The organism is Leifsonia sp. C5G2 (assembly GCF_013359685.1).
In the GTDB taxonomy this organism is placed as follows: Bacteria; Actinomycetota; Actinomycetes; order Actinomycetales; family Microbacteriaceae; genus Leifsonia.
Map to the genome: position 1 here is coordinate 110,808 of NZ_JABFMV010000010.1, position 24,879 is coordinate 135,686.

At 70.9% G+C, this 24,879-nt stretch carries 24 protein-coding genes and 1 tRNA gene; 11 read left to right on the forward strand and 14 right to left on the reverse strand.

All coding sequences use genetic code 11. The features are described from left to right. Positions 1-240 precede the first annotated feature (240 nt). Positions 241-675, forward strand: a complete 435-nt coding sequence (locus tag HNO83_RS13895; RefSeq protein WP_175338102.1) for a hypothetical protein — start codon at positions 241-243, stop codon at positions 673-675. A 31-nt stretch (positions 676-706) separates the two neighbouring features. On the opposite strand, the gene pth is transcribed toward HNO83_RS13895, so the two are convergent. Together pth and HNO83_RS13905 are read right to left on the reverse strand one after the other, a co-directional pair. Beyond that, on the reverse strand, positions 707-1,303 hold the full coding sequence (gene pth, locus HNO83_RS13900; RefSeq protein WP_175338103.1) for an aminoacyl-tRNA hydrolase: 597 nt from the start codon (positions 1,301-1,303) through the stop codon (positions 707-709). 8 nt (positions 1,304-1,311) lie between these two features. Then, positions 1,312-1,935 carry a 50S ribosomal protein L25/general stress protein Ctc gene (locus tag HNO83_RS13905; protein ID WP_175338104.1) on the reverse strand — a complete coding sequence of 208 codons (624 nt, stop codon included), beginning with the start codon at positions 1,933-1,935 and terminating at the stop codon, positions 1,312-1,314. 225 nt (positions 1,936-2,160) lie between these two features. Between HNO83_RS13905 and HNO83_RS13910 the strand changes: the two genes are divergently transcribed. Beyond that, complete coding sequence (locus HNO83_RS13910; protein WP_175338105.1) at positions 2,161-2,601, forward strand: SRPBCC family protein; 441 nt, start codon at positions 2,161-2,163, stop codon at positions 2,599-2,601. Continuing rightward, complete coding sequence (locus tag HNO83_RS13915) at positions 2,594-3,058, forward strand: MarR family winged helix-turn-helix transcriptional regulator (protein WP_175338106.1); 465 nt, start codon at positions 2,594-2,596, stop codon at positions 3,056-3,058. The genes HNO83_RS13910 and HNO83_RS13915 overlap by 8 nt, the downstream gene beginning before the upstream one ends. Here HNO83_RS13915 and HNO83_RS13920 read toward each other — a convergent pair. Then, positions 3,055-3,558, reverse strand: a complete 504-nt coding sequence (locus HNO83_RS13920) for a gluconokinase (protein WP_175338107.1) — start codon at positions 3,556-3,558, stop codon at positions 3,055-3,057. The two genes, HNO83_RS13915 and HNO83_RS13920, sit on opposite strands and share 4 nt — an antisense overlap. Before the next feature lie 189 nt (positions 3,559-3,747). Between HNO83_RS13920 and gnd the strand changes: the two genes are divergently transcribed. Both gnd and HNO83_RS13930 read left to right on the forward strand, forming a co-directional pair. Then, positions 3,748-5,205 carry an NADP-dependent phosphogluconate dehydrogenase gene (gene gnd / locus HNO83_RS13925; protein WP_175338108.1) on the forward strand — a complete coding sequence of 486 codons (1,458 nt, stop codon included), beginning with the start codon at positions 3,748-3,750 and terminating at the stop codon, positions 5,203-5,205. Between the two features lie 117 nt (positions 5,206-5,322). Continuing rightward, a complete protein-coding gene (locus tag HNO83_RS13930; protein WP_175338109.1) occupies positions 5,323-5,673 on the forward strand; it encodes a hypothetical protein in 351 nt (116 codons plus the stop codon). Positions 5,674-5,688: 15 nt separating this feature from the next. On the opposite strand, the gene HNO83_RS13935 is transcribed toward HNO83_RS13930, so the two are convergent. Further along, on the reverse strand, positions 5,689-6,336 hold the full coding sequence (locus HNO83_RS13935; RefSeq protein WP_175338110.1) for a TetR family transcriptional regulator: 648 nt from the start codon (positions 6,334-6,336) through the stop codon (positions 5,689-5,691). Positions 6,337-6,407: 71 nt separating this feature from the next. On the opposite strand from HNO83_RS13935, the gene HNO83_RS13940 reads away from it, so the two are divergent. Then, a complete protein-coding gene (locus HNO83_RS13940; protein WP_175338111.1) occupies positions 6,408-7,730 on the forward strand; it encodes a glycosyltransferase in 1,323 nt (440 codons plus the stop codon). On the opposite strand, the gene HNO83_RS13945 is transcribed toward HNO83_RS13940, so the two are convergent. From HNO83_RS13945 to HNO83_RS13980, 8 genes are all read right to left on the reverse strand, one after another. Beyond that, on the reverse strand, positions 7,708-8,037 hold the full coding sequence (locus tag HNO83_RS13945) for a hypothetical protein (RefSeq protein ID WP_175338112.1): 330 nt from the start codon (positions 8,035-8,037) through the stop codon (positions 7,708-7,710). The two genes, HNO83_RS13940 and HNO83_RS13945, sit on opposite strands and share 23 nt — an antisense overlap. Next, positions 8,034-8,390, reverse strand: coding sequence for a hypothetical protein (locus HNO83_RS13950; RefSeq protein ID WP_175338113.1), 357 nt, complete (start codon positions 8,388-8,390; stop codon positions 8,034-8,036). Before HNO83_RS13950 ends, HNO83_RS13945 begins: the two co-directional genes overlap by 4 nt. 24 nt (positions 8,391-8,414) lie before the next feature. Then, positions 8,415-9,605: a Tle-like phospholipase domain-containing protein gene (locus HNO83_RS13955; RefSeq protein ID WP_349627213.1), complete on the reverse strand. Its 1,191-nt coding sequence runs from the start codon at positions 9,603-9,605 to the stop codon at positions 8,415-8,417. Beyond that, on the reverse strand, positions 9,602-10,015 hold the full coding sequence (locus tag HNO83_RS13960; protein WP_249776733.1) for a hypothetical protein: 414 nt from the start codon (positions 10,013-10,015) through the stop codon (positions 9,602-9,604). Before HNO83_RS13960 ends, HNO83_RS13955 begins: the two co-directional genes overlap by 4 nt. Then, a complete protein-coding gene (locus HNO83_RS13965; RefSeq protein WP_175338114.1) occupies positions 10,012-10,401 on the reverse strand; it encodes a hypothetical protein in 390 nt (129 codons plus the stop codon). The genes HNO83_RS13960 and HNO83_RS13965 overlap by 4 nt, the downstream gene beginning before the upstream one ends. Before the next feature lie 149 nt (positions 10,402-10,550). Continuing rightward, positions 10,551-11,528 (reverse strand): ribose-phosphate diphosphokinase, encoded by a 978-nt coding sequence (locus HNO83_RS13970; protein WP_175338115.1) that lies wholly within the window; start codon positions 11,526-11,528, stop codon positions 10,551-10,553. Continuing rightward, complete coding sequence (gene glmU / locus HNO83_RS13975) at positions 11,529-12,971, reverse strand: bifunctional UDP-N-acetylglucosamine diphosphorylase/glucosamine-1-phosphate N-acetyltransferase GlmU (RefSeq protein ID WP_175338116.1); 1,443 nt, start codon at positions 12,969-12,971, stop codon at positions 11,529-11,531. 31 nt (positions 12,972-13,002) lie between these two features. Further along, positions 13,003-13,074, reverse strand: a tRNA-Gln gene (locus HNO83_RS13980). A 67-nt stretch (positions 13,075-13,141) separates the two neighbouring features. Here HNO83_RS13980 and HNO83_RS13985 point away from each other — a divergent pair. The 3 genes from HNO83_RS13985 (at position 13,142) to HNO83_RS13995 (ending at position 17,182) form a co-directional block, all read left to right on the forward strand. Continuing rightward, on the forward strand, positions 13,142-13,645 hold the full coding sequence (locus HNO83_RS13985) for a MarR family winged helix-turn-helix transcriptional regulator (protein WP_175338117.1): 504 nt from the start codon (positions 13,142-13,144) through the stop codon (positions 13,643-13,645). Between the two features lie 118 nt (positions 13,646-13,763). Then, positions 13,764-14,648: a DUF3800 domain-containing protein gene (locus HNO83_RS13990; RefSeq protein WP_175338118.1), complete on the forward strand. Its 885-nt coding sequence runs from the start codon at positions 13,764-13,766 to the stop codon at positions 14,646-14,648. An 11-nt stretch (positions 14,649-14,659) separates the two neighbouring features. Then, positions 14,660-17,182 (forward strand): glycosyltransferase, encoded by a 2,523-nt coding sequence (locus HNO83_RS13995; RefSeq protein WP_175338119.1) that lies wholly within the window; start codon positions 14,660-14,662, stop codon positions 17,180-17,182. Positions 17,183-17,259: 77 nt separating this feature from the next. Here the strand turns inward: HNO83_RS13995 and HNO83_RS14000 are convergent, their stop codons facing one another. After that, complete coding sequence (locus HNO83_RS14000; protein ID WP_175338120.1) at positions 17,260-18,891, reverse strand: acyl-CoA dehydrogenase family protein; 1,632 nt, start codon at positions 18,889-18,891, stop codon at positions 17,260-17,262. Between the two features lie 123 nt (positions 18,892-19,014). Between HNO83_RS14000 and HNO83_RS14005 the strand changes: the two genes are divergently transcribed. Both HNO83_RS14005 and HNO83_RS14010 read left to right on the forward strand, forming a co-directional pair. Continuing rightward, positions 19,015-20,811, forward strand: coding sequence for an ABC-F family ATP-binding cassette domain-containing protein (locus HNO83_RS14005; RefSeq protein WP_175338121.1), 1,797 nt, complete (start codon positions 19,015-19,017; stop codon positions 20,809-20,811). Positions 20,812-20,921: 110 nt separating this feature from the next. Beyond that, positions 20,922-23,744, forward strand: a complete 2,823-nt coding sequence (locus tag HNO83_RS14010) for a helix-turn-helix transcriptional regulator (protein WP_175338122.1) — start codon at positions 20,922-20,924, stop codon at positions 23,742-23,744. Positions 23,745-23,929: 185 nt separating this feature from the next. Here HNO83_RS14010 and HNO83_RS14015 read toward each other — a convergent pair whose 3' ends face one another. Then, a complete protein-coding gene (locus HNO83_RS14015; protein ID WP_175338123.1) occupies positions 23,930-24,865 on the reverse strand; it encodes a 4-(cytidine 5'-diphospho)-2-C-methyl-D-erythritol kinase in 936 nt (311 codons plus the stop codon). Between the last annotated feature and the right edge of the window lie 14 nt (positions 24,866-24,879).

A 24,879-nucleotide genomic window follows, 5' to 3' on the forward strand; every position in this document is an offset into this window, starting at 1 on the left:
CAGAGCGCAGGCGCGTCGAATGGACCCCCTCCGCCTCAGCCGATCGTGACGTCCGCGGACGTCGGGCCCGCCGGCAGCGCGGGAGAACCGTCCCTGGCGCCTCGGGCCGCGTCCGGGTTCGTCCCTCCATCGCCGCACTCCGCCCCCGCGTACCCTCCCGCCCCCGGGCAGAGCGCTTCGCACGGGTACGCCCCTGCACCCGACTACGTCCCCGCCCCCACATACCCGCCGGGTCCCGGATTGTCCGCGGCACCGGACTACCCCGGGGCCGTCGGCTGGACGGCGCAGCCCCCGGCGCCGCGCTCGCGCGCCCTCGGGCTCACGTCGATGCTCATCGCGATCCCGCTGTTCGTGCTCTCGGTGATCGCGTCGGCCGTCGTCGGCGTCTCGATCGGTCCGTTCGCGACGCGGACCGGCGCCGGGTTCTCCTACAACTCCAGCGACCTGCCTGCGGGTCAGGCGGCGAGTCTGGCGCCGGTCGGCATCCTCATGGTGGCCCAGATCCTCGTCGGGACCGCGCTCGGCATCCTGGCGCTCGTGCTGGGGATCGTCGCGGTCGCGACCAAGCGCGGCCGACCGCTCGGCATCGTCGGGATCATCGTCTCGGTCGCGGCGCCGATCGTCTCGTTCGCCGTCTACCTGGCGTGCGTGGTCTCCACGCTGCCGCCCGCCTGACCCGCTGACTCGTCACCAATCGCGCGGCGCGTCAGCGAGCGTGGAAGCGGTTCTGCGCGGCGGTGAGGCCGGCCGACGTGATCTCCTCGACGGCGTCGGCGGCGTCGGAGACCAGGATCGGGAGGTTCTTGCGCTCGGCGGCGGAGAACGCCTTGAGCACGTGGTCGGCTGCGGCGGACGAGCCGGGCGGGCGGCCGACTCCGACCCGGACGCGGGTGAAGTCGCCGCTGCCCGTCGCCGCGATCACGTCGCGGACGCCGTTGTGCCCCCCGTGCCCTCCGCCGTGCTTCAGGCGGATGGTGTCGAAGGGGATGTCGAGCTCGTCGTGCACCACGATCAGGCGCGAAGGATCGAGCGAGTAGAAGCGCAGCAGCTGCGACACCGGCCCGCCGGACACGTTCATGTACGTGTTGGGCTTGGCCAGGACGAGCCGCGGGCCGCCGGGGGTCAGGCGACCCTCGGCGACCGTCGCGTTCGTCTTGTGGGTCTTGAAGGTGAGACCGCCGCGCGAGGCGAGCTCGTCGAGCACCATCTGGCCCACGTTGTGACGGGTGGCCGCGTAGCCGGGCCCGGGGTTTCCGAGCCCGACCACGAGCCAGGGCCTGTCCTGCTGGAGAGGAGCGGCCATCGGGGGAGTTACTCCGCGGCGCTCTCGGCGGCCTCGGCCTCGGCGGCCTCTTCGGCAGCCTCGGTCTCCTCGTCCTCGGCGCGCGCGGCGGCCGGGACGACGATGTTGAGGATGAGGAGGTCCTCGTCCTCGGCGAGGGTGGCGCCGGCCGGAAGGGCGAAGTCCTTCGCGTGGTACTGGGTGCCCTCCTCGGCGTCCGTCACGTCGATGACGATGCGCTCCGGGATGTGGGTGGCCTCGACGTCGAGCTTCAGCGTCGGGATGTCGAGCACGGCGATGGTGCCGGAGAACGGCTCGCCCTCGACGTGGACCGGGACCTCGACGGTGACCTTCTCGCCACGCTTGATGACGACCAGGTCGAGGTGCTCGATGATCTGCGACACCGGGTCCTTCTGCACGTCCTTCACCAGCGTGAGCTGCGAGGCGCCCTCGATGTCGAGGTCCAGAACCGCGTTGGCCTTGCGCAGCAGCAGCGAGACCTGGTGGCCCGGGAGGGTCACGTGGACCGGGTCGGTGCCGTGGCCGTAGATGACGGCCGGGATCTTGCCGACGGCGCGGATCTTGCGGGCCGCGCCCTTGCCGAAGCTGTCGCGCTTCTCGGCGCTGACCTTGTTGGACTCTTCCGTAGCCATGGTGTCTCCTCGCCGGCGCGAGGCCGGCTGTCGGGCGAGCCGCGAGGCCCGCAGTGTTGGTGTTGTTCGACTCGAACGCATCGAAGTGCGCGAGGAAAGACTGCGTAGCCTGCTCCACCGCGTCGATCACGGATGCTGTGGAGCATCCCTCGCCGAAGTTCTTGCCGAGTCTACCCGATCCGGATACACTAAGCGCGCTTAGTAAATCTGCCGAGAGGATCAGCCATGTGGACCACCGAGCACACCGCCACCACCACCGCCCCCGCCGCCGCCGTCTGGTCGGCGCTCCGGGATCTGCACAGCGGCATCCCGCTCGGGCCCTCGAGCGACGCGTTCGAGCTGCACGGACCGTTCGCGGTCGGCACCGAGGTCACCGTGACGCCGCAGGGTCAGGAGGCCATGACGTCCACCATCGTCGAGCTGGAGCCCGAGCACGTGTGCGCCGACCGCACGGTCTTCGGCGAGCTGGCCCTGACGTTCCGCCACACCCTCACGGCGACGCCCGACGGCGGCACGAGCGTCACTCACACGCTCGAGATCGAGGGAGCGGGAGCGGAGGCGGCCGGCCCGGAGCTCGGCCCGCAGATCGCCGGCGACTTCCCCGTCGCCATGGCCGAGCTGCTGCGGGCGGCGGAAGAGCGGGCGGCGGCGACGGCGCGTGCCTGAGGCCGGCCTCGGCAGCCGGTTCCCGGCCGCATCGCAGAGCCCCGGCCTGCTGCTCTGGCGCGTGACCAACCGCTGGCAGGCGGCGATGCGCGCCGCTCTCGCGCCGCACGAGCTCACGCACGTGCAGTACGTGCTGCTCGCCTCCCTCACCTGGCTGGGCGACAAGGAGCCGGAGCGCCTCGTCACGCAGGTCGACCTCGCCGCGTTCGCCGCGACCGATCCCATGATGACCTCGCAGGTACTCCGGACACTGGAGCGCGCCGGGCTGGTCGAGCGGCTGCCGCATCCCACCGACGGCCGGGCCCGGGTGCTGCGCGCCACCCCGGACGGCGCAGCAGCGGCCCGGCGCGCCACCGCGGACGTCGAGGCGGCCGACGCGGCGTTCTTCGACGGGGTGGATGCCGCCGCCTTCGCCGCGCAGCTGGCGACGCTCGCCGCCGGGCGCGACGTTGACTAAGCGGTCGCCCGGACCGCCGCCGCGATCGCGTCCGCGAGCTCGGCCGGCGGACGGGAGACGTCGAGGCGCAGGCCGTGCTCCTCCGGCCGCAGCGGCTCCAGCGTCGCCAGCTGCGAGTCGAGCAGCGACACCGGCATGAAGTGCCCCGGGCGCGCGGCCATCCGGTCGGCGAGCAGGGCACGGCCGCCGTCGAGCTCGGCGAACAGCGCATCCGGGGCCTCAGACCGGATCAGGTCGCGGTAGGAGCGCTTCAGCGCCGAGCACGCGACCACCGCGCCCTCGGGCGAGGTCTCGGCGAGCGCGCGGCCGACCGCGCGCAGCCACGGGATGCGGTCGTCGTCGGTCAGCGGGACGCCGGAGGCCATCTTGGCCACATTCGCGGCCGGATGGAGTGCGTCGCCGTCGACGAACGGAACGCCGAGAAGCTCCGCGACCTGCTCGCCGACCGTGCTCTTTCCGGAGCCGGACACCCCCATCACCACCACCTGCGGTCGCCGCACACCGTCTCCTCCACTCGGGCCGTCAGGACAGTATCCCCCGATCGCGGCCGCGCGACTCGACGCCCGCCCGGCCGCGCTACGCTGGGAGGACTGCTCGATTCTTGCCACCAGCTAAGAGAGCTGACCCCGGACCACACCCGTCGCGGCGGACGGCCTCCCGGCTGCCGCGGCACCACGAAGGAGCATCACGTGTCACAGGAAGCAACCGCCAACATCGGAGTCGTCGGGCTCGCGGTGATGGGGTCGAACCTCGCCCGCAACCTCGCCTCGCGCGAGGGAAACACGGTGGCGGTGTACAACCGCACCTTCGCGCGCACGGAAGACCTGATGGAGTCGCACCCGGAGGCCGGCTTCGTCGGCTCCGAGGAGATCGACGACTTCGTCGCCTCGCTGTCGAAGCCGCGCACGGCGATCATCATGGTGCAGGCCGGCAAGGGTACGGACGCGGTGATCGACCAGCTGGTCGAGCGGTTCGAGCCGGGCGACATCATCGTCGACGGCGGAAACGCGAACTTCCACGACACGATCGAGCGCGAGAAGCGGATCGCGCCGACCGGCATCCACTTCGTCGGCGCCGGCATCTCGGGCGGCGAGGAGGGCGCGCTGAACGGCCCGTCGATCATGCCGGGCGGCTCGGCCGAGTCGTACGAGACGCTGGGCCCGATCCTGGAGTCGATCGCCGCGGTCGCCGAGGGCGAGCCGTGCGTGACCCACGTCGGCACCGATGGCGCCGGCCACTTCGTGAAGATGATCCACAACGGCATCGAGTACGCCGACATGCAGCTCATCGCCGAGGCGTACGACCTGCTGCGCACGGTCGGAGGCCTCTCGCCTGCCGAGATCGCGGACGTGTTCGCCGAGTGGAACAACGGTTACCTGGAGTCGTACCTGATCGAGATCACCGCCGAGGTGCTCCGCCAGGTGGATGCGGAGACCGGCAAGCCGTTCATCGACATCGTGCTCGACCAGGCCGGGTCGAAGGGCACCGGCGTCTGGACCGTGCAGAACGCGCTCGACCTGGGCGTGCCGGTCGGCGGCATCGCGGAGGCCGTGTTCGCCCGGGCAGTGTCGTCCAAGCCGAACCAGCGCGCGGCCGTGCAGGCGACGGTCCAGTCCCGGCCCGAGGTGCAGAAGGCGGCGGACGTGCAGGCGTTCGCCGACGACGTGTCCAAGGCGCTCTACGCCTCGAAGGTCGTCGCATACGCGCAGGGCTTCGACGCGATCATCGCGGGCGCCGAGAAGTACGGCTGGGACATCCACAAGGACCGCATCGCCAAGATCTGGCGCGGCGGCTGCATCATCCGCGCCCAGTTCCTCAACCGGATCGCCGACGCGTACGACGAGAACCCCGACATCGCGACGCTGCTCGAGGCGCCGTACTTCGCCGACGCCGTGCGCGAGGGAGAGGACGCCTGGCGCCGGATCGTGTCGACCGCGGCGCTCTCCGGGGTCCCCGTGCCCGGCTTCGGCGCGGCACTGTCGTACTACGACTCGCTCGCGTCGAAGCGCCTGCCCGCCGCACTCGTGCAGGGCCAGCGCGACTTCTTCGGCGCTCACACCTACAAGCGCGTCGACAAGGAGGGCACCTTCCACACCCTGTGGTCCGGCGACCGCACCGAGATCGAGACCGAGGGCTCCTCGCACTGACCCTCCCTCCACCGTCGAGCTTCACCCACCGTCGAGTCCACGAAGAGTGCACGCCGATCACCCGATCGGCGTGCACTTCTTGTGTACTCGACGGCTGGGGAGAGAGAGGATGGAGGGGTGAGCTACGAGGACCACCCGGAGCTGGCAGGGTACGAACCGCAGGACGAGCGGCCCCTGCGCGGGCGAACGATGACCGTCGCCAGCCGCGTCTTCGTGTTCGTCGCGCTCACCGCGCTCGTGCTCCCCGGCGTCCTGCTGACGGTCAGCATCCAGACGCAGACGGCCGACTACACCTGCGGCGTCTACAGCCGCCACTACGAGCCGGACTCGACGGGAGCCTCGGCCCGCTTCGAGTTGTTCGGTCCACTCGGCCCGGGGTGGCAGTGCTACGCGCTCAACACCGAGGGCGACGCGACCTGGGTCGCTCCGCTGGGACTCATCCCGTCGGCGCCGCACCAGCTGCCGTGACGCCCGTGGCGCCCGTCACGCGGCCGCGATGAGGGTCCGCACCGCCGCCAGCAGCCAGGTCGCGTAGCGCTGGTCGCTCCAGCTGCTCTCGCCGACGAGCTGCTGGTGGCCCTCCGGAGACATGACGAACGAGAGCGCGTCGGCGAGCTCGCGACGGCCGGCCTCGTCGAGCCGCGCGATCGCCGGGAGGCCGCGCTCCCCCAGTAGCGCGACCATCGCCCCATAGTCGGCGTGGCGGCGGCCGAGCAGTGCGGCGAGCACCGCGCCCACCTCCGAATCGTCGCGCGCGGCCGCCGTGAAGGTCGCCCACAACCCGGACGTGCGCGCATTCGCCGCCGCGATGAACGGCACCAGCTCGGCGAGCATGCGATCCGGGTCGTCGATAGCCGCGATCGCCGCGATCTCGGGACGCTCGGTGAGCGATGACTCGCCCGCCTCCCCACCGAAGGTCAGCTCGAAGGCGGCAAGCAGTAGCGCCCGTTTCGGACCGTGCACCTTGACGCTCTCGACCGACACCCCGGCGGATGAGGCGATGTCGGCCAGCGAGGCGCTCGCGTAGCCGCGGGCGGAGAACACCGCCGCGGCGGCCTCCAGGATGCGTCGGCGCGTCTGCTGCGCGTGCTCCTGTCGCAGCGTCGAACGGTAAGGACGGGTGCCGGCCACTATTGACTACCTTCCATGTGTAGTGAATACTGTTGACGTTTATTCGACTCTACCCGAAAGAGGTCCACCGCATGTCCCGCCGTCCCCTCGACATCCTCCTGTGCAGCACACCGGTGCACGGGCACGTCACTCCCCTGCTCGCCGTCAGCCGGGCGCTCGTGGAGCGCGGCCACCGCGTCCACTTCCTCACCGGCGAGCGCTACCTCGACCGCGCGGCCGCCACCGGCGCCCACGTGCTGCGGCTGCCCGTCGAGGCCGACTACGACGACACCGACATGGATGCCGCCTTCCCCGGCCGGGTCGGGCTGACAGGCCCCGCCGGAATCCGCTTCGACATGACCGAGATCTTCCTGCGGCCGGCACGCGCCCAGCTGGTCGCGGTGGACGCTGTGGTCCGGGAGCTCGGCATCGACGCCGTGCTGGCCGAGAGCCTGTTCCTCGGCGCTGCGCTGCTCGCCGGCCGTCCGCGGTCCGAGCGCCCGGCGCTGCTCAACCTCGGGATCGTGCCGCTCGGCCTCAAGAGCAGGGATACGGCCCCGTTCGGCCTCGGCGTCCCGCCCCGGCCCGGGAGGCTCGGCCGGCTCCGCAACGCGGCCCTCACCGCGGTCGCGGAGAAGGTCGTCTTCGCGCCGGTGCAGCGCGCCGCCGTCCGGGTCGGCCTCGAAGCGGGCACGGGCCTGCCCGGCTTCGTGCTGGACTGGCCGTCGCACGCCGACGGCGTCATCCAGTTCACCGTGCCGGAGTTCGAGTACCCACGGACCGACCTGCGCGTGCCGGTGCACTTCGTCGGCCCGGTCTCCCGCACGCAGGCGTCGGAGACCGCACTTCCCGCCTGGTGGTCCGACCTCGACGACGCCCGGCCGGTCGTGCACGTCACGCAGGGCACGGTCGCGAACCGCGACTTCGGGGACCTCGTGCTGCCGACCATCCGCGCCCTCGCCGGCGCCGACGTCTGGGTGGTGGCGAGCACCGGCGGCCGTCCGGTCTCCGAGCTCGGGGCCGACCTCCCGGCCAACGCGCGCGTCGCGCCGTACCTGCCGTACGACCGCCTGCTCCCCCGCACGGCGGTGTACGTCACGAACGGCGGCTACGGCGGCATCCACTACGCCATGGAGCACGGCGTCCCGGTGGTCGTCGCGGGCACGACCGAGGACAAGACCGAGGTGTCGGCCCGCGTCGCCTGGTCGGGCGTCGGAGTGAAGCTGGCGACCAACCGGCCGGATGCCGCGGCCGTCGGGACCGCCGTGCGGACCGTGCTCGACGACCCCGCGTACGCGGAGCGCAGCGCGCGCATCGGCCGCGCCATCCGCTCCTCCTCGGGGCTCGACGGCGTCGAGCGCGCGGTGCAGGAGACCGTCGGTGCGGTCGCGGCTACGGCCGCTGGGCCCGTATGAAGTCCTCGCGCTGCTCCTCGTGCCGCAGCGCGAGCCTGCCGAGGTCCTCGTCCAATTCGAGAACGATCCGGCTGCCATCCCGAACCTGCTCGTCGGTGTCGTCGACGAGTCGTTGGAGCACCTTTCGAAAACCGTCGTGATCGGCAACGCCGAGGCTCACGGCGAGGCGGTGGGAGGACTCGAACATCGCGTTCAGCGTCGAGCGATAGTGCTCCAAGCGCTGTTCCGCCTCGCCGACGGCCCGCCGGGCCGCCTGACGTTCGCGATCCTGGGACTCCTCGAGCTCGGCCAGCGAGTTGTGACTCATCGGCCCGTCCCTTTCACAGCCCGTGCGTAGTCGCCGTTCGAGCTGAGCTCGGCGATGCCGGAGCGCACCTTCTCCGCGACCGCACCCGCCAGCACCTCGTCGATCTTCGCGTCGGCGAGCGCTCGACGGATGGTCTCGGCATGTTCGCCGATCCTTCGAGCGGCGTCGGACTTCACCAGGCTGTAGCGCTGGCGGACATCCGGGGGCATGCTCGCGTCGATGATCGCCTGGGATGCGTGGCGCAGCTGGCCGTCCAGCCAGGCCAGGAAGTCGTCATTGCTCGTGCGAGCGGCCGAGGGACCTGCGCGCAAGTAGTCCGCTATCGATCCGCTCGGGACGCTGGTGTTGTTCATCGGTTCCTTCCTGTCACTGTCGCGCTACTGTCCGCGGAAACCCGCCGCCGCCCGACCGTCGTGGATGAGCGCGTTGACCACGGTGGAGCGGATACCGTCGTGCAGCGCCTCGACCAGCTCGAGGTGGCGATCGATCTGCTTGTTCACGGCGGCGAGGTCGTCAGCGTCGATGTTCTCGTGCACCTCCAGGCTGTGCACCCGCACGCAGTTCTCCACGTCCTGCTGGCGGACCCACGGTCCGTGAAGCATCTGGGCTGCCCGCGCGTCGTCGAGCGCCTCCTGCATGCTGTCGACCACACCGGCATTCACCTTCTTGATGTCGTTCAGCGGCTTGGAGAGGTCCCGGATGCTCGCCGCGAGCGCCGTCGCGGATTCCTGGGCCACGAGCACCTTCGGGTACGGGGAGTTCTTCTGCGACTGCCAGGCGGCCTGCGCGGCGCCGGTCAAGCCGAGGTTGTACAACAGGACACCCCGGTCCACGGGGTCGACCCCCGCGCCGACTATTCCGCCGCCGGCATCGAACCGGAAGCTCAGGGGGTTGCCGTCGGCGTCTTCGCCGAGGCTGTGGTATTCGGGCACGGATCGGTTGGGCTCATCATCGACGTAGATCGCGGCCCCCGACCGATTGCCGAGCCCGTTGCCGACGGGATCGAACCTGTTGACCCAGTTCTTCAGGGGGTTCGTGCCCGCCGCGTTGCACTCCGCCAGCCATTTCCTGGCCTCCTTCGACATGAGCCGCCACGCATCGGGGGCGTTGAACGCCGCCGACGACCACCGGTTCTCCGCGGCGACCAGCAGGGCGAGATACCCTCCGAGCGAGTGACCCACCGTCTCGAACGTCGCCTCCGGATGCTTTTTGAGCGTCAGCTCTTTGACCTTCGCGGCGAACTCGATCGCATCGTCGATCTGGGCGATCCGGGTCCCGATCATCACGCCCGCGTCCGCCGACACGTCGTGCGGGTCGCTGAAATTGGTCCCCGCGTACGCGATCGAGACGCGCGACCAGTCCTCGACGCCGTTCACCACGGGGACGACCGCCATGCCCTGGAAGCCGGTCTCGACGTTCGAGGAGACGTTGACGACCTTCCAACGCTGTTTCGATCGGTCACTGTCCGTGAAGAACTCATCACCGGCAAAGGTGGTTGGTTTCGGCCCGAGCGGGTCCGCTTGGTATACCCAGTCGGCAATAGATGCGTAGTCTTCGGCTGTCGTCACGGAAGTTCCTCCGTCGTGCCGTCGCTGTAGCGGACGAGAACCGGCGAGGGTCTAGTGGCCGTCGGATCAGGCCATGGTTCGCCTCCGACTACGTGCGGTCCGAGAATCGCTCGGTAGTCCTCCCCATCGATTGTCACCACGGCGTTGGTTGACCACTGACCGGAGCCGAGGAAACCCCCCTCTCTGGTGAAAGCGATCGACTCGACGTCAGGCTGGAATTCTCTGAAGTTGATTGCCGTGATCCTCTGGTACTTGTGGTTCTCGGCCGGAGTTGTCTTCCGTTGCAATGCGTCTCCAATCAGCGAGCAGCCAGTGAGCGCAGCGAACAAGCAGCCGACGAGAACGCCAGCGAGCATCGCTCTTCTTCCTCGGCCACCCATCTGGCGGCCGAATGCGACAGAGGTCGTCATCCGATCACCTCCGAACTGCCGTCGCTGTAGTTCACCGTTAGAGATGACGACGGTTGCCCCGCCACGGGAAGTGGCAAGTCTTCCCCGCCGCCGGAATAGGGCCCGAGAATCTGTCGATAGTCCTTGCCGTCGATCGTGACGACAGCGTTGGCCGACCATGTCCCGGAACCGAGGAAGCTCCCCTCTTCGACGAAGGTGATGACATCGATGTTGGGCCAGTACTTCTTGGTATTCACCGCCGTGATCCGCTGGTACTTGTGGTTCTCGGCCGGAGTCGTCTTCCGCTGCAGGGTGTCTGCGATGAACGAGCACCCGGTGAGCCCGGCGAGCAGCGCGACGACGACCGCACAGGAAGCAACCCGTCTGACCGAACCTGCTGCGTGCATGGAACACAGAATATTGCGCATCTGTGTCCAGCCGCCTATTGCGGTCACGATCGGCGGAGAAAGCCGCCGACACGCCCGACGGATACACGAAAGGGAGGACTTCCGGCTGGGTCAGCCCGGGAAGTCCTCCCTTTCGGACGTGCGTGCGGTTACGCGGCCCCGTCGAACATCGACGTCACCGAGCCGTCGGTGAAGACCTCGCGGATGGCGTTCGCCAGCAGCGGCGCGATCGGCAGCACGGTGAGCTTGTCCCAGCGCTTGTGCTCCGGCAGCGGCAGCGTGTCGGTCACGACGACCGAGTCGATGACCTCGCTCTGCAGCAACTCCACCGCCGGGTCGCTGAACACCGCGTGCGTCGCCGCGACGACGACGCCGGTCGCGCCCGCCGCCTTGAGCGCCTCCGCGGCCTTCACGATGGTGCGGCCGGTGTCGATCAGGTCGTCGACGAGCAGGCAGACGCGGCCGTTCACGTCGCCGACGATCTCGTGCACCGAGACCTGGTTCGGGACGAGCGGGTCGCGCCGCTTGTGGATGATCGCGAGCGGCGCGCCCAGCTTGTCGCTCCAGATGTCGGCGACGCGGACGCGGCCCATGTCGGGCGAGACGACGGTCAGCGTCGCAGGGTCGAGCTCGCGGCGCATGTGCTCCAGCAGCACCGGCATCGCGAACAGGTGGTCGACCGGACCGTCGAAGAAGCCCTGGATCTGCGCGGCATGCAGGTCGACCGACATGATGCGGTCGGCGCCGGCCGCTTTGAACAGGTCGGCGACGAGGCGGGCCGAGATCGGCTCGCGACCGCGGCCCTTCTTGTCCTGACGGGCATACGGGTAGAAGGGGGCCACCACCGTGATGCGCTTCGCCGAGGCGCGCTTGAGCGCATCCACCATGATGAGCTGCTCCATGAGCCACTCGTTGATCGGCGAGGTGTGCGACTGGATGACGAACGCATCCGACCCGCGCACGCTCTCGTCGAACCGTGCGTAGATCTCGCCGTTGGCGAAGGTGCGGGCGTCCGTCGGGACGAGCTCGCTGCCGAGTGACTCGGCGATCTCCTGGGCGAGCTGGGGATGCGCGCGACCGGAGATCAGGACGAGACGTTTCTGGCCGGTCGCGGTGATCCCTGACACTTACTCTCCGCTCTCTTCCGCAGCACTGCTCTCTCTGGCAGCCCTGTCGGCGTCCGTGCCCGGCCGCTTCTCCGCGACCCAGCCTTCGATGTTGCGTTGCGGAGCGACGGTGATGGCGAGTGAGCCCGCCGGGACGTCCTTGCGGACGACCGTTCCGGCGCCGGTGTACGCTCCGTCCCCTATCCTAACCGGCGCGACGAGCACGGTGTTCGTGCTGATGCGCACGTGCGAGCCGATCACCGTGCGGTGCTTGTTCACGCCGTCGTAGTTCGCCGTGATGACGCCGGCGCCGAGGTTGCCCTTCTCCCCCACCTCGGCGTCGCCGACGTAGTTGAAGTGGGCGAGCTTGGTCCCCTCGCCGATGACCGCGTTCTTCGTCTCGGTGAAGGTACCGATCTTGCCCTTCGCTCCGAGCACCGTCCCGGGGCGCAGGTAGGCGAACGGTCCGACGGTGGCTCCCGCCCCGATCACCGCGAGGGTCGCGTCGGTGCGCGCGACGGTCGCGCCCTCGCCGACCTCGGTGTCGAGGAGGGTGGTGTCCGGGCCGATCGTCGCGCCGGTCTCGACGACCGTCGCGCCGCGCAGCTGCGTGCCCGGGCGGATCGTGACGTCGGGCGCCAGCTTCGTCTTCACGTCGATCCACGTCGTGGCCGGGTCCTGGACGGTGACACCGGCGAGCTGCCAGGTGCGCACGATGAGCGCGTTCAGCTTCGCGGCCGCGTCGCTGAGCTGCGCGCGATCGTTGATGCCCTCGACCAGCCACGACTCGGCGACCGGCAGAGCGTCGACGTCGAAGCCCGCCTCGCGCAGCAGGCCGATGACGTCGGTCAGGTACTTCTCGCCCTGCGCGTTGTCGGTGGAGACCAACGCCAGCTTGTCGCGCAGCGCGGCCAGTCCGAAGAGGTAGATGCCGGCGTTGATCTCGCCGATCGAGCGCTCCTCGGCGGTCGCGTCCTTGTGCTCCACGATCCGGTCTAGGTGCCCCTCCGGCGTCCGCACGATGCGGCCGTAGCCGGTGGCATCGGCGGGGAAGGACGACAGGATGGTGGCGGCGGCCTCGCCCGAGCGGTGCTTCCCGATCAGCTCGCGCAGCGTGCCGGCGTCGAGCAGCGGCACGTCGCCGTTGACCACCAGCACGTCGCCGGCGAAGTCCGACGGCAGGGCCGCGACGGCCTGCTCGACGGCGCGGCCGGTGCCGGGCACCTCGTCCTGGTCGACGATCACGGCCTCCGGGAGGTCCGCCTCGATCACCTCGGCGAGCCGGTCGCGCTCGTGCCGCACCACGGCGACCACGTGCGCGGCGTCCAGCTCGCGCGCGGTGGCGAGCACGTGCGACACGATCGGCAGCCCGCCGAGCGGGTGGAGCAGCTTGGGGGTGGCGGACTTCATCCGCGTGCCCTGGCCCGCCGCGAGCACGACGATGGCGAGGTTCTGGTCGGTCATGTCCCTCCAGGGATCGGGGCGTCTCGGAACGCTCCGCCTCCAGGACTCGAACCTGGACCTAACAGCTCCAAAGGCTGTCGTGCTGCCATTACACCAAGGCGGAACGCGCGCTTCGCGCACGTGACAGTCTGCCAGACGCGTCCGGGGCGGACCCCCAATAGCATGGGGTCATGGCCGACGCACGTGACGAGGTGGACCGCATCGTGGACGCCTGGCTGCGCGAACGGCCAGACCTCGACTTCGCGCCGCTGCAGGTGCTCTCCCGGGTGGACCGGCTCTCCCGCCACCTCGACCGCGCACGCCGCGGCGCGTTCGAGCGCTCCGACCTCGACTCGTGGGAGTTCGACGTGCTCGCCGCCCTCCGGCGCGCCGGCTCGCCCTACCAGCTGAGCCCGAAGTCGCTGCTGCAGCAGACCCTCGTCTCCTCCGGCACCATGACCAACCGCATCGACCGGCTCGTGGCCCGCGGCCTCGTCGAGCGCCGCACGGACCCCAACGACGGCCGCGGCATCCTGGTGCAGATGACGGCGCAGGGCCTGACCCGAGTGGATGCGGCCATCACGCGGCTGGTGGATGCGGAGGCCGAGCTGCTCGGCGGCCTCTCCGCCGCCGACGCCGAGCGGCTCGCCGGGCTGCTGCGCAAGCTGAGCCTGGGCTTCGACGCCGGGGCTTGACGGCAGAAATATCGTCCAATATTTTTGTACCTGTCGTGGAGGGACTGCCAACGCGGCCCGACGGGGACGACGACGAGACTGCCGACGCGGCTCGTCCCCCGGTTCGACCGTTCATCGAGTGAGGCTCGGCGCATATCGCCGGGCCTCATTCGCGTATCCGGGGAAATGCATGTATCTGCTTTATGTCGACGAGTCGGGGGTTCACGACGGGCCGCACCCATTCGTGCTCGGCGCGATCGCAGTTCATGAGAGGGATGCGAGCCGGTTGCAGCAGCAACTGGAGGCCGCGCTGCGGAGCGCCCTCCCCGAAGAGCATGGGGTCTCAGAGCTCGAGTTGCACGGATCCGAGATCTGCAACGCTCCGGCCAAGAGCAGATGGTCCTCCTTCGACCGCGCCACCCGCGCCACGGTCCTCAAGGCCGCCTATCGAGCACTCTCCGCGTTCGCCCCCGCAGATCCGTCGAGGCCGCTCGCCGCATTCGGAGTGATCGTCGATCGCACGTTCCGTCCGAACTGGAGCGATGACGAACGAGAACGATGGGCCTACGAGGTGCTGCTCCGGAAATTCGACGCGATGGTCACCCGCAAGTCCACCCGGGAGGCCGGCCTCGTCATCCACGATCGCCGCAGGACGGAGCCGCGCATCCAGGCGTGGGCGACGCGGTGGCGGAGCGAAGGCGGTTGGCTGCGCTCCCCCGGGCGACTGGCGGAGGTCCCACTGTTCGCCGACTCCAGGGTCTCGCGGCTCGTGCAGGCCGCCGACCTCGTCTCGTACGCGCTGTTCCGCGAATACGGGAATGTGCTGCCGGATCAGACAGGGGCGGCCGCGATCCGGCCGCTCTTCGACTCCGTGGACGGCAGAATCCACGGTCTGATCCACTTCTCGCCGGGCTTCGGTGCAGGTGCGTGCATCGCGTGCATCCACCGGCTTCGCGCCTCCGCCGAACACGCGTTCGTCCGTCGCATACGCCGCTCCCAGGTGACCGTTATGCCGCTCTCATAAAATCGGCGCTGATGAGACTCTCCCGACTGAAGCGACTCCCCTCGCGGGCCAAGCGCGCCGCGCGCTACGAGATCCACGCGCACTGGCGCCGTCAGCCGATCGTCCAGGGGTCGGTGCTCTACGAGTCGTTCTCCGGCAACGGGATGCTCGACAACCCGGAGGCGGTCTTCCGCGAGCTGCTCGCCGCCCCCGACCTGCAGCACCTCACCCACATCTGGGCGCTCTCCGACCTGCGGCTGTACCGCGCCGCCGTCGAGGAGTTCGCCGGAGACCCGCGGGTCAGCTTCGTCCGCTACGGCTCGGCCGCGTACTACCGCGCACTCGCCACCAGTCAGTACCTCGTCAACAACGCCACGTTCCCGCCGGACTTCTCGAAGCGTCCCGGCCAGGTGTACTTGAACACGTGGCACGGCACGCCGCTGAAGCGCATGGGCTACGACATCGAGGACGGCGCGCTCGGCACGGCCAACATCATCCGCAACTTCGTGCAGGCCGACTACCTGCTGTCGGCGAACCCGTTCATGTCGGAGCAGATGTACGAGACCGGGTACAAGCTCACCGGCGTCTACCGGGGAACGCTGGTCGAGGAGGGCTACCCGCGCATCGACCGCCAGTTCCTCGACGACGCCGGCCGGGAGCAGGTGCGGCAGCGTCTCGTGGACGCCGGCATCCCGCTCGGCGACCGCAAGATCATCCTGTACGCGCCGACCTGGAAGGGCCAGACCTTCGGGCGGCCGGAGGACGACCTCGACGCGCTGCTCGCGCACGTCGCTCAGATCGAGGAGCGTCTCGACACGAGCCGCTACGCGGTGCTGCTGAAGACGCATCAGACGGTGCACGCGTTGGCGGCGCACCGGCCGGAGCTGGCGCGGATGCTGGTCCCCAACGAGATCCCGACGAACCTCGTGCTCGGCGCGACCGACATGCTCATCTCCGACTACTCGAGCATCTTCTTCGACTTCCTGCAGACCGGCCGGCCGATCGTGTTCTTCACGCCCGACCTCGCCGACTACGCGGGCACCCGTGGGCTCTACTTCGAGCCGGAAGAGTGGCCGGGTCCCGTGCTCCTGTCCGCGCGGGAGGTCGGCGACGCGCTGCACGCCATCGCCGACGCGGGCGGGGAGCTGCCCGAGGAGTCGCGCGAGCGCTACCTCTCCATGCAGCGCCGGTTCACCCCCTACGAGGACGGCGCGGCCTCCCGCCGGGTCGTCGACATCGTGTTCCGCGGCGTCCGCGACGGCTACCGGCTGCGCACCGACCTGGCCGACGACGGCCGTGAGAAGGTGCTGCTCTACCTGGGCGGGATGCGCCCCAACGGCATCACCACGTCGGCCCTCAACCTGCTCAACAACATCGACCACGAACGGTACGACGTCTCCGCGTTCTTCGCGCAGAGCCGGTCCAGTGTGGTGATCGCGAAGCAGCGGCAGATCCATCCCGAGGTGCGGCAGTTCCCCCGGGTCGGCGGGATGAACGGGGCCAAGCTCGTGCACCTTGCGCGGCACCTCGACTTCCGGCGCGGGCGCATCGCGCAGCACGCCGACGTCCCCGCGCAGAACCGGCTGTGGGACGACGAGTGGTACCGCTGCTTCGGCGACAGCCGCTTCGACTACGTCGTCGACTTCTCCGGGTACGGGCCGTTCTGGGCGACGCTGCTGCTGCACTCCCCCGAGGCGCAGCGCGCGATCTGGCTGCACAACGACCTGGCGTCCGACGCGCACCGCGAGGTGAACGGCGAGAAGCGGATGCTGCACAGCCTCACGCAGATCTTCACCCTCTACGGCCAGTACGACCATCTGGTCTCCGTCTCGCCGACCCTCGCGGAGATCAACCGCGCGTCGCTGGCCGAGTACGCGGCGCCGGAGAAGTTCGTCTCGGCGCTCAATACGGTCGACGCCGAGCACATCCTGGAGAACGCGGGCGCCGACCTGCATGAGCTGACCTTCGACGAGGAGACCGGGAGCATCCCGGACTGGGCGGAGCTGCTGCTGGCGGACGACGACGTCACCACGTTCGTCAACGTCGGCCGGCTGTCGCCCGAGAAGAACCAGGCGCGGCTCATCGACGCGTTCGCCGCGGTCCACGCCGAGAACCCGAAGACGCGGCTCGTCATCGTCGGCTCCGGACCGCTCGCCGGCGACCTGGAGGCCCAGGCCGCCGCGCTCGGGCTCGAGGGCTCGGTGTTCCTCACCGGCATGCAGCGCAATCCGCACGCGATCATGGCGAAGGCGGACTGCTTCGTGCTGTCCAGCGACTACGAGGGCCAGCCGATGGTGCTCCTGGAGGCGCTGGTGCTGCAGCTGCCGATCGTCACGGTGGAGTTCGCGTCCGCGAAGAACGCGCTGCCGGTCGGCAGCGGCATGGTCGTCCCGCAGACGGTCGAAGGTGTCGCGGAGGGCTTGCGCGCGTTCCTCGCCGGCGCGGTCCCGGACAGCCACTTCGACTACGCCGCCTACAACCGCAAGGCCGTCTCGGAGTTCTACCGCGCCATCGGCGCCGTCGCGCTCCCTGCCCCGGCTCCCGCCGACTCCTGACCCCATCCATCAGCTCCTGAGTTGTTCGACTTCGCCGCGGCGTGTCTCTCGAAGAACTCAGGAGCTGATGGCGTGGGTCAGGCGCGGGCGATGAGGGGGGATAGCGCGAGGCCGGAGGGGAGTTCGCCGTAGAGGGAGCCGCGTTCGGGGCCGAGGCGCGCGGCGACGAAGGCGTCGGCGACCGGGTCGGGGGCGTCGCGGATGAGCAGCGAGGCCTGCAGGGCGAGGGCGAGCGCGGCGACCAGGGGGCGGACGGCCGCCTCGGCGCCGGCCGGGTCGGCATCGGCGCCCGCGACGCACGACGCCGCCCGGGCGCGCAGCCGGTCGTGGTGCGCATCGAACGTGCGGTACACCCCGCGGGCGGCCGCCAGCTCCGCGTCGAACGCCTCCCACGCGGCCGGTTCGCGCCTCAACGCGCGGAGCACGTCGAGCGCGATGACGTTGCCCGAGCCCTCCCAGATCGCCATCACCGGCTGCTCCCGATACCGCCGGGCCAGCGGGAACGCCTCGGTGTAGCCGTTGCCGCCGAGGCACTCCAGCGCCTCGTACGCGTGCCCGGGTCCGCGCTTGCAGACCCAGTACTTGGTCACCGCCGTCGCCAGCCGGCGGAAGGCGGCGTCGCTGTCCGGTGCGTCCGCATCGTGGGCGCGCGCCAGCCGCAGCGCGACCGTGGTCGCCGCCTCCGACTCCAGTGCCAGGTCCGCCAGCACGGCGGTCATCGCCGGCTGATCGACCAGCTTCGCACCGAAGGCGGACCGGTGCCGCACGTGCCAGGCCGCCTCGGCGACCGCCTGCCGCATCCCGGCCGCCGTGCCGTACACGCAGTCGAGCCGCGTGCGGTTCACCATCTCCAGGATGGTGCGCACGCCGCGCCCCTCCTCCCCCAGCAGGTACCCGACCGTCCCGTCGAACTCGACCTCGCTGGACGCGTTGGAGCGGTTGCCGAGCTTGTCCTTCAACCGCTGCAGCAGGAACACGTTGCGGTCGCCGTCCTCCAGCACCCGCGGGACGAGGAAGCACGACAGCCCGGACGCCGTCTGCGCGAGCACGAGGAAGGCGTCGGACATCGGCGCCGAGCAGAACCACTTGTGGCCGGTCAGCAGCCACCGTCCGTCGCCGTCGGCGAGCGCGCGCGTGGTGTTGGCGCGCACGTCCGAACCGCCCTGCTTCTCAGTCATGGCCATTCCGAACAGGGCGGAGCTCTTGCCTGCGCGGAGCCGTCCGTCGTACTCCCGGCTGAGGAGGCGCGGCATCCACTCGGCGGCGAGCGCATCGGATGCGGCCAGCGCGGGCACCGCCGCGTGCGTCATCGAGACCGGGCAGGCGTGCCCCGGCTCGATCTGGGCGAACAGCATGAAGGTGGCCGCGCGGGCCACGTTCGCGCCCGGCCGGGGCTCGGCCCACGCGGACGTGTGCGCGCCTGCGGCCACGGCCGCAGCGATGACCCGGTGGTAGCCGTCGTCGTACTCGACCTCGTCGATCCGTTCGCCCCAGCGGTCGAACGCGCGCAGCTGCGGCTCGTGCACCGTGGCGAGCTCGGCGTCCCGCTGGAACGCGGCGGAGCCGACCAGCCGCCCCACCCCGTCGAGCGCGCTCGCCGCCCACCCGGCGTCGTAGCGTTCGACGCCCTCCCGCAGCGGCGCGTTGGCCGCGAACTCGTCGACGTCGACCCGCGGCGGGGCCTGGTTCACGACGGTGTGGGTGACCATGGCGGGAGTCTAACCGCCACCACGACGGCCGCGCTTCGGAACGTTTGCAGTGGCGCGCGCGCACGCACACGTTCCTAAACCGCAGCAGACGCCTCGACGCCGCCGGGTAGGCTGGACAGCCTCATGGCACACCTTCTCGGCGCGGAAGCGCTGCACCTGGAGTTCCCGACGCGCACCGTCTTCGACTCCGTCACGCTCGGCGTCTCGGAGGGCGACCGGATCGGCGTCGTCGGCCGCAACGGCGACGGGAAGTCGACGCTGCTGCAGCTGCTCGCCGGCCGGCTGGAGCCGGACTCCGGCCGGGTGACGCGGCGGCGCGGTGTGACGGTGGGGATGCTCGACCAACGCGACGAGCAGCCTCCCCAGCTGACCGTCGGGCACGCGATCGTCGGCGACCGCGAGGAGCACGTGTGGGCGGGCGATCCGCGGGTGCGCGACGTGCTCGCCGGGCTCGTCACCGACATCCGCTGGGATGCGACCATCGGCGAGCTCTCCGGCGGACAGCGGCGACGCGTTGCCCTCGCCGCTCTGCTGGTGCACGACCACGACATCCTTTTCCTCGACGAGCCGACCAACCACCTGGACGTGGAGGGCGTCGCCTGGCTCGCCCAGCACCTCAAGACCCGCTGGGCCGCGGGCTCCGGCGCGGTCGTGGTCGTCACGCACGACCGCTGGTTCCTCGACGAGGTCTCGACGACCACGTGGGAGGTGCACGACGGGATCGTGGAGCCGTTCGAGGGCGGCTACGCCGCGTACGTGCTGCAACGGGTGGAGCGCGACCGGATGGCCGCCGTCGCCGAGACGAAGCGCCAGAACCTCATGCGCAAGGAGCTCGCCTGGCTGCGCCGCGGAGCCCCCGCCCGCACGTCCAAGCCGAAGTTCCGGATGGACGCGGCCGCCACGCTCATCGCCGACGAGCCGCCGCCGCGCGACGCGGTGGAGCTCACCACCATGGCGACCGCCCGGCTCGGCAAGGACGTCGTCGACCTCATCGACGTCTCCGTGTCGTACCCGCCGAAGACGGTGCTGCGCGACGTGGAGTGGCGCATCGCGCCCGGCGAGCGCACCGGCATCCTCGGCGTCAACGGCGCAGGCAAGTCGACGCTGCTCGGGCTCGTCGCCGGCACCGTGAAGGCCGACTCGGGGACGGTGAAGCGCGGCAAGACGGTGAAGATCGCGACCCTGACGCAGCAGCTCGCCGAGCTCGACGACGTTCAGGACGACCGGGTCAGCGCGGTCGTCGCCACCAAACGGACCACCTACCTCGCCGGCGGCAAGGAGGTCACGCCGGGGCAGCTGCTGGAGCGGCTGGGCTTCTCGAACGCGCAGCTCTCCACACCGGTGAAGGACCTGTCGGGAGGCCAGAAGCGCCGGCTGCAGCTGCTGCTCATCCTGCTCGACGAGCCGAACGTGCTCATCCTCGACGAGCCGACGAACGACCTCGACACCGACATGCTGGCGGCGATGGAGGACCTGCTCGACTCCTGGCCGGGGACGCTGCTGGTCGTCTCCCACGACCGGTACCTGCTGGAGCGTGTGACCGACCAGCAGTACGCCATCCTGGACGGGCGGCTGCGCCACCTCCCGGGCGGGGTCGACGAGTACCTGCGGCTGAGGCGGGCGCAGAGCGCGGCGGAGTCGGGCGCTGCGCCGGTTGCCGAGGCGGCGGCGACGACGGTAGGGACCCCCGCCCTGACCGGTTCCGCGCTCCGGGCCGCCGAGAAGGAGTTGTCCGCGCTCGACCGGCGGCTCGCCAAGGTCACCGACCAGGTGGCGGCGAAGCACGAGGAACTCGCCCGCCACGACCAGAGCGACTACGTCGGCCTCGGCCGGCTGACCGATGAGCTGCGGACGCTGGAGGGCGAGATCGCCGACCTGGAGACGCGCTGGCTGGAGTTGTCCGAGCAGCTCGAGGGCTAGCGACACGCCGCACCCCCGGACTGGGGAACGAAGGTTTCCGTGCGCTGTGCGATGATCCAGGGACTCGACCGCACAGGACCCGACGCGGCCGAAGGGGACAGGAGTCACGCGTGACCGACGAGAACCGGCCTGGCCCGCGTCCCCTGTTCGGACGGGACCGCGCTCGCGAGACCATCCTCCTGGTCGCCCACCGGGCCCGTGCCGAAGGCGGCGCGGTGCTGGTGACCGGTGAGGCCGGTTTGGGCAAGACGGCGCTGCTGGCGGATGTGGCGGAGCGGCTCGACGGCTGGACCGTGCTGCGCGTCCACGCCGACTCGTTCGAGTCCGATCTCGCCTACGCGACGGTCGAGACCCTCGTCCGCGGGCTCAACGCCCTGCGCTCGGGGACGGCGGGCGCCCGCGGCGGCGCCATCCGGCCACCGGGCCCCGGCGACGACCCGCTCACCGTGGGCCGCCTCCTGCTCGATGCCATCGACGCGATCGACGGCCCGGTCTGCCTCGTCGTCGACGACGCGCAGTGGGTCGACGAGCCCTCGGCGCGCGCCCTCCGCTTCGTCGTCCGCCGGCTGTCGCACCAGGGATTCCTCTTCACGGCAGCCACCCGGCCGCAGCAGAGCAATCTGGTGACCCTGTTCGACGACGTGGCCGCCGTGACCACCAACCATGCGCGTGTCGACCTCACGCCGCTCACGGTCGGCGACACGCAGGAGCTCGCGCTGCACCTGCTCGGACACCCCGTGTCGCGGCGCACCGCCACGCGCCTCACCGATGCGACGCAGGGCTCCCCGCTCCTGCTCAGCGTGCTCCTCGTCCACCTGCGCGACACGTTCTCCCAGGCGCTGCATCCGGCGGGCTGGGACCTCCCGGCGACCGCGATCGCCCCACTGTCCACCGCGATCGCCGCGTCGCTCGAGGGTGCGGACCCGTCGGTCCGCACGGCCGCCGAGCTCATCGCCGTGCTGCGCGACCCGCTGCCGCTGCCCGTGGTCGGGACGATCGCCGCACGCCTGGGCGTCGAGGTCGACGTACCGGGCGCGGTGTCGCGCGGGCTGGTGCTCGCCGAGTCGCGGGACGGCGTGGTGCGGGTGGAACCCGCGCACGCCATCCTCGCCGACGCCCTCGCTGCCGAGCTGCCTCTGGAGCGCCGGGTGGCCGTCCATCGTGTGGCGGCCGACGTGCTCTCCGGGCACCGCGCTCTGCGCCACCGGGTGGAGGCGGCGGACCGCGCCGACCCGACCCTGGTCGACGAGCTCCTCGCCGCGGCACTGTCCGCCTCCGACCTGGGCCAGGCGGAGCAGGCGCTCAGCTACGCGCGCTCGGCGGTCGACCTGGCATCGGAGGCGGAGGCGGAGCGGGCGCTGCTGGAGCTCGGTCTGATCGCGATGCGTTTCCGGATGCACGAGCGCATCCTGGAGCTGCGGCCGGCGTACGAGACCGCAGCCCCGTCCCCGACGCGGGACGCCGTGCTGCTGGAGCTCCGCACGCTCTCCGGCGACCTGCCCGGGGCACTCGCGCTGGCCCTCGCGTTCGAGGAGCGCCCGGCCGCGACGCCCGACGAGCGGGCCCTCCGGTCGCACGCCGCCGAGGCCCTGCCCAAGGTGCTCATGGCGATGGGCGACTTCCCTGCCGTGCTCGACCACGTCGAGGCAGCCCGGCGGCACATCGCCGAGAGCCCGGACCCGGTGGAGGTCTCCGACCCCGCCCTGCGGTGGCTGGCCGCCCCACAGGACGACCTGACCCGGCTGCTCGGCTGGGCGGTCATCTCCGCCGCCCACGCCCGCCGGCCGGACCTGTTCGTCCCGCTGGTCGCGGAGCTCGACGAGCTCGTCGTCGGTCACGAGTCGCCGGCCGCCATCGACGCCCTCGTCGGCCGGTCGCGCGTCTTCATCATGAGCGGCGATCTGGAGCGGGCACGCGCCGACCTGGCGCGGGCGAACGAGCTGGTTCGTCGCTACCCGGGCAGCTGGACGGCCGGATTCGCGCGCACGATGTACGCGCACATCCTGTACCTCACGGGCGAGTGGGAGGAGTCGGTGACGCTGGCCGACACCGCCGTCGCCCTGGCGCTCGACGAGACCGACCTGTCCTGCTGGCCGATCGCGCTGTGGGCGTCCGCCCTGGTGCGCGCCGGCCGGGGCGAGGCGGAGGCGGTCGAGGAGCGACTGCGCGCGGCGGCGCAAGCCGATCCGCGCATCGCCGGGTCGTACGACGGAGACCTCCCGTACCTGGCCCGCGCCGAGCTCGCGCGCGCCCTCGGCCGCCCGGAGGACCAGCTGGCCGCCACGGAGCAGGCGGAAGCCGCAGGCAACCGCGGGTCGACGCTCGGCTGGCTGACCTACCGGGTGGATGCGCTGGCAGCGCTGGGCCGCGCGGCCGACGCCCGTGCGGCGTACCACGCGGCCGCTGCGCCCGGGCTCTGGCGCCCCTACTACGGCTCGCTGCGCTGGCTGGAGGGCCGGGTGCTGGAGGCGGAAGGCCGCACCGCCGACGCGCGGGCGGCCTACGAGGACGCGGTCGCCGACCCGGCCGGCATCCTCTTCCCGCTGCCCCAGGCGATCGCGGCCTTCGATGCCGGTCGTCTCGCTGCCGCGGCCCGCGGAACGCAGGCGGCCCGCGCCCGTGCGCTGCTGGAGTCGGCCGCCGCCACCTTCCGGCGGCTCGGCGCCTCGGGGTACCTCGCCAGGGCGGTCCGGCTGCTCGACGAGACGACCGCGGTCACCGCATCCACCGATCCGCTCGCCACGCTCACGACGCGCGAGCGCCAGGTCGCGCACGCGCTCGCGACCGGGATGACGAACAAGGAGATCGCCGAGCACCTGTACGTCTCGGTCACGACGGTGAACTTCCACGTGCGCAACATCCTCGCCAAGCTCGGTCTGCGCTCCCGCCGCGAGCTGCGCGCCCTCTCCCGGAGGCGGCCCGTCAAGTCTTGACGGTTTCGCGGCCTGAGCTGGGAGCGGCGCACGAGCTCTCGCTAGGGTGAAGACACCTGGGATGCCCGGTCCCGGACGTGGAAACGTTTCTCACCTTCTCGACGAATCGTCTCAACCCGACGCGGCCTGCGGCCGGGCATCCTCGGGCAGACCTCGACTGTTCCGCTCGGTCTCTTCGTCGTCCGTCAGTCGCCGACGACGCGGGCGCCGTGGACAGGGCCGGTCGCCCGCACGGCGTGCACGCGCGCCGCGCTGAGCGCGATCTGGAGATCGATCGCCGAATCCAGGTCGGAGGTCAGGAAGGCCACAGTCGGCCCGGACCCGGAGACGATGCCCGCGAGCGCGCCGTTCGTCTCGCCGAGCTCGATCACCTCCGCGAGCTTCGGGACGAGGTGGATGGCCGGGGCCTGCAGGTCGTTCGTCAGCGCCTCCGCCAGCATGGCCGGGTCGCCGGCGCGCAAGGCCTGCAGCACGCCCGAGTCCACGCTCGGAGAGAGCTGCGCCGGTGCGATGTCGCCGGCATGCCGCTCGCGGTGCCGGTCGAGCTCGCGGTAGACCTGCGGCGTGCTCAGCTCGCCCTCCGGCAGCGCGAGCACCCAGTGGAACTGACCGGTCGCCAGCGCCGGGCTCAGCCGGTCGCCGCGTCCGGTGCCGATGGCGGTGCCGCCGAGCAGCGCGAACGGCACGTCGGCGCCCAGCCGGGCCGCCAGCGTCTGCAGCTCGTCGCGGCCGACGTCGGTGCCCCACAGCGCGTCGCAGGCCACGAGCGTCGCGGCGGCGTCGGCCGACCCGCCGCCCATCCCGCCCGCCACGGGCACGTGCTTCTCGATCTCGAGCCGCACGCCACCGGTGTACCCGGTGCGCTTCGCCAGCAGCCGGGCGGCTTTGATGGCCAGGTTGGACTCGTCGAGCGGGACGGAGCCGGTGTCGATGCTGCCGCTGAAGCCCACCGAGAACTCGTCATCGGGGTAGGCACGGACGTCCTCGTAGAGCGACACGGCCTGGTAGGCGGTCGCGACATCGTGGTAGCCGTCCTCCATGACCGCACCGACGCGCATGAACACGTTGATCTTGCCCGGAGCGCGAACGTGCACGCTGTCAACGTCCCAGCCGTCCACCATGCTTCCAACCTACA

Excerpts from the sequence above, each read along its gene's own strand:
- pth (WP_175338103.1), bottom strand. The coding sequence starts at position 1,303 with ATGGCCGCTCCTCTCCAGCAGGACAGGCCCTGGCTCGTGGTCGGGCTC.
- HNO83_RS13905 (WP_175338104.1), bottom strand. The coding sequence starts at position 1,935 with ATGGCTACGGAAGAGTCCAACAAGGTCAGCGCCGAGAAGCGCGACAGC.
- HNO83_RS13910 (WP_175338105.1), top strand. The coding sequence starts at position 2,161 with ATGTGGACCACCGAGCACACCGCCACCACCACCGCCCCCGCCGCCGCC.
- HNO83_RS13940 (WP_175338111.1), top strand. The coding sequence starts at position 6,408 with ATGTCCCGCCGTCCCCTCGACATCCTCCTGTGCAGCACACCGGTGCAC.
- HNO83_RS13945 (WP_175338112.1), bottom strand. The coding sequence starts at position 8,037 with ATGAGTCACAACTCGCTGGCCGAGCTCGAGGAGTCCCAGGATCGCGAA.
- HNO83_RS13950 (WP_175338113.1), bottom strand. The coding sequence starts at position 8,390 with ATGAACAACACCAGCGTCCCGAGCGGATCGATAGCGGACTACTTGCGC.
- HNO83_RS13960 (WP_249776733.1), bottom strand. The coding sequence starts at position 10,015 with ATGACGACCTCTGTCGCATTCGGCCGCCAGATGGGTGGCCGAGGAAGA.
- HNO83_RS13965 (WP_175338114.1), bottom strand. The coding sequence starts at position 10,401 with ATGCACGCAGCAGGTTCGGTCAGACGGGTTGCTTCCTGTGCGGTCGTC.
- glmU (WP_175338116.1), bottom strand. The coding sequence starts at position 12,971 with ATGACCGACCAGAACCTCGCCATCGTCGTGCTCGCGGCGGGCCAGGGC.
- HNO83_RS13985 (WP_175338117.1), top strand. The coding sequence starts at position 13,142 with ATGGCCGACGCACGTGACGAGGTGGACCGCATCGTGGACGCCTGGCTG.
- HNO83_RS13995 (WP_175338119.1), top strand. The coding sequence starts at position 14,660 with ATGAGACTCTCCCGACTGAAGCGACTCCCCTCGCGGGCCAAGCGCGCC.
- HNO83_RS14000 (WP_175338120.1), bottom strand. The coding sequence starts at position 18,891 with ATGGTCACCCACACCGTCGTGAACCAGGCCCCGCCGCGGGTCGACGTC.
- HNO83_RS14005 (WP_175338121.1), top strand. The coding sequence starts at position 19,015 with ATGGCACACCTTCTCGGCGCGGAAGCGCTGCACCTGGAGTTCCCGACG.
- HNO83_RS14015 (WP_175338123.1), bottom strand. The coding sequence starts at position 24,865 with ATGGTGGACGGCTGGGACGTTGACAGCGTGCACGTTCGCGCTCCGGGC.